This window comes from Pirellulales bacterium (genome assembly GCA_036490175.1).
Classification (GTDB): Bacteria; Planctomycetota; Planctomycetia; order Pirellulales; family JACPPG01; genus JACPPG01.
The window spans coordinates 1-3,444 of record DASXEJ010000024.1 but is presented as its reverse complement, the minus strand read 5'-3'; the positions used below and the strand labels follow the sequence as shown (position 1 = coordinate 3,444).

Below are 3,444 nucleotides of genomic sequence, written 5' to 3'. Positions count from 1 at the left end.
ATGTTGGACATCATCATGCCGCCATCCGGGCACACGTCTCCTCTCGCCAGACCCTAAAGGTCGTGACACGTGAGATCCGGTAGTTGGTTGCAGTCATCCGGTGCCGTCGTGGCCGGAAGTGTCCATAGATAAAAGAGTGCGCCGACAGAAAGCCTTGCGCCTGTGATGACGATTTGAAGCGTTGCATCTGGCGTTCCCGACGCCGGGTTGGCCGATGCGAATTCTCGGCCCGGTTGTTCAGGTAGCGACTCTTCCGATGTTCAACATCGGGAAGCAGCTCACGCTGCGCCACACCATAGCTGCCCAGCTTGTCGGTGATGAGAACACGCGGCATATACTGCAAGCCCTTCAGCAGGCGCTTGAAGAAACGCTTCGCTGCACCCGCGTCACGCCGGCTCTGCACCAGGATGTCAAGTACGACCCCGTCCTGGTCAACGGCACGCCACAAGAAGTGCCGTTCGCCCTTGATCCGAATGAACACTTCATCCAGGTACCATTTGTCGCCTGGCTTGGGTCGCCACCGCCGCATCTTGTCGGCGAAGCTTGCGCCGAACTTCAGGCACCATTGCCGGACGCTTTCATAGGAGACAATGACACCACGTTCGGCCAGCAGCAGTTCGATGTCCCGAAAGCTCAGGCTGAAGACGTGGTACAGCCAGACCGCGTGGCTGATCAGCTCAGCCGGGAAGCGATGACGATAGTGTGGGTCGGGTGGCTTGCTCATTCCGCCATTCTGACCCGGGCTGCGCTGGCCGACCAAATCCGGTTAACCTGACAATGCCCTGGCCAGGACCCGCCCGCAAGCGACGCATGTGCAGCGATTCTCGCCGGCAATCACCACCTGTACCGGGACGATCTCCGCCTGGATCGCGGCTGTCAGCTGCTCTGCCTCCGCGAGATGAAGCCCGAGGGCGGGCCTGCCTGCTCATCGCGTTCGAGGCGTGCGACTTCCACCTCCGTCGTCTCCCCGGCCTCCAACTCCGCCACCAACTTGACCCGCCACACCAGCTTTGGCACCCGCTCACCCTCGTCCCGTGAGCCTATAATCTACCGAATGCGGAACAAACCCCAAAGCTTTGCATGCTCTCCTACGACCTGATCCCCCACATGCCTGAGCATCGGCTGCTGCCGCTGATGCAGCGGTTCGCGGAATTGCTTGTCAGGAGTGGGCCGTTCGGTGGACTCCTATCTTGATCAGAATGAAGAGACGGATGAGGCCAAATATCGAACCCAGATGTATCAAAGTCGTCAACACGTTCCGCCACTTGAGGCAATTGCAAAGGCTGCCCCAGTTGGTCCAAAGCTTCTTCCAGGCTCCGTATACACGCTACGCACGGATTTAGTGGCAACTATCATAGGAGAGTTAATACCTTCACAATGCCGTTGACCGAGCTGGAGTCGTTGGGCTAAAGGACGTTGCTTATAGGACAGGATACAATGGAGAGACGATCACTTGACCCCAGAGAAAGATCAGGATGTGGGACGCGCGTCGACTGCACTCGGTGCGTTACCGATCGCGTATCATAGTTTCCATGCTGGGCCGTCAGGTCCCAAAGGCGCGTTGCCAGACAGTTTGCCGTCATTCCCATTGCTAGCGGCCGTACTTCCTGGAGTCACTATTAGCCACACTCCAATTGCCGACATCGCGCCGGCGCTCTCTCCTCCGCCACAAACGCCGGATTTATCACCACCGCCGTCCCCCATTATTGATTCCCACAATCTGCCAGCGGTCGCACCAAGCCCCCCGCTCTCCGATCCACCGGCGATCACCGTTTCGCGCTCAAGTTGGCAAGTTTCTGCAGCGAAACCCCCGTCGCTCGCTCCATTACAAACCGACGTCACCCCTCTTAATGCGATTTTCCGCATTTTACGGGACGGCATGCCACAAACCGAGAGGCCTTCCGATCAGGGACGCAGGTTGCAAGATCTTTTGGGACAATTGTGATTGTGCCAAGCCAGCCAATTGATCGACAAAGGTTGCTGGTTGGTCGCGCGGTACTCGGCCATCAGGCCAGTCTATGCCCCTGATCTGTCTTGCTTCGCCGAAGGGCGGGGTCGGCAAAACGACGTTTGCTGCCAATATCGCGGGCGGCATTGCGCGATCGGGCGGCCGGGTGATCGCGCTTGATCTGGACCCACAGAACACGCTACGGTTTCACTTCGGCGTCCCCTTAACGACCACAGACGGCTTCGCCAGTCGGATTACGCAGCGACCGAACTGGCGCATGTCGCTTTGTTCCACGGCCATCGGCGTGGGCGTACTGCCTTACGGGTTAACGGATTTGGTGACGGCGACGCAACTTGCCGCAGCAGTCCTGGAGAGCCCGGATCTGCTGACCACACCTGTGCGACAAATTTTAGCTGAACCCGATCTTACCTTAGTGGTCGATACGCCGCCCGGGCCTTCCACGATGCTGTCGGCACTCCTGCCGATTGCCGACCTGCTCGTCACCGTGTTGCTGGTAGACGCCACGTCAATGTCGCTGCTTCCGGCACTCGACAGCGGTTCAGTTTATGGTCAAATCGGCGAGCACCAGCAGCCAATCAATCAGGGATTCGTGCTGAATCAATTTGATCCGCGGACTCGACTGGGCGCCCCGATAGCGACAGCGGCCTCACGGCATTTCGGCGAGCGTTTACTCGGAGTGGTCTATCGTGATGAGCACGTGGCAGAGGCAGTCGCGGCGCAAAAGCTGTTGGCGGAGTATGCGCCCGGAGCGAAAGCCACCCAGGACCTCGGCGAAATTACCCGCGCGATCATGGCTCGGCTCGCGATGACGTCTCGAGCTGCCGTGGTGGAACGCGCGTCCGACCGGAGCGGTATGACACGTCCATGAAACGTCTGCTGTTGCGTTTGCTGCAGGGTAGTCCTGCCAGTCCAAGGACTGCCGAATGGATCGCCATTGTTGTACTGGCTCTGCTTGGGCTGACGCTTGTGTGGGTCGTTACGACTGTTTATCTAGATCCGGATGAGCAGTCAATTGTGGCCATCGTCACACCGATAGTGTTTCTGGCCTGTAATCGCAGACGGGGCCGGCCAATGACGTTGTTCCTGACGATCCTCTCGGCTCTGGTCTCGTTACGCTATATCGTCTGGCGTTTCACGGAAACGCTGGACTTCGGGACATTCTCCCAGGGAATTCTCGGCATGGGCCTCGCCCTGGCCGAAGCTTACGCGATCATGGTGATGGCATTGGGCTATATCCAGACCGTGTGGCCCCTGGAACGCAAGCCGGCTCCGTTGCCGTCCGATCCAGCGGACTGGCCGACCGTGGATGTCTATATACCGACTTACAACGAAGATCTCGGGATCGTCCGCGCAACGGTTCTCGCGGCGCTGGCGATGGACTGGCCCCCCGGTAAGCTGCGCGTCTACATCCTCGATGATGGCCGCCGGCGCGCCTTCCGCGATTTCGCCGAAAGTTGCGGCGCTGGCTACATCAT

3 protein-coding genes are annotated in these 3,444 nt (G+C 59.1%); 2 read left to right on the top strand and 1 reads right to left on the bottom strand.

What is annotated here, in order from left to right:
- Positions 1 to 13: 13 nt before the first annotated feature.
- Positions 14 to 724: an IS6 family transposase gene (locus VGG64_02275; protein ID HEY1598401.1), complete on the bottom strand. Its 711-nt coding sequence runs from the start codon at positions 722 to 724 to the stop codon at positions 14 to 16.
- Between the two features lie 1,294 nt (positions 725 to 2,018).
- On the opposite strand from VGG64_02275, the gene VGG64_02270 reads away from it, so the two are divergent.
- Both VGG64_02270 and VGG64_02265 read left to right on the top strand, forming a co-directional pair.
- On the top strand, positions 2,019 to 2,837 hold the full coding sequence (locus VGG64_02270; GenBank protein ID HEY1598400.1) for a cellulose synthase operon protein YhjQ/BcsQ: 819 nt from the start codon (positions 2,019 to 2,021) through the stop codon (positions 2,835 to 2,837).
- The coding region (locus VGG64_02265) for a hypothetical protein (GenBank protein HEY1598399.1) at positions 2,834 to 3,444 on the top strand (611 nt) is incomplete at its 3' end. The genes VGG64_02270 and VGG64_02265, both read left to right, overlap by 4 nt.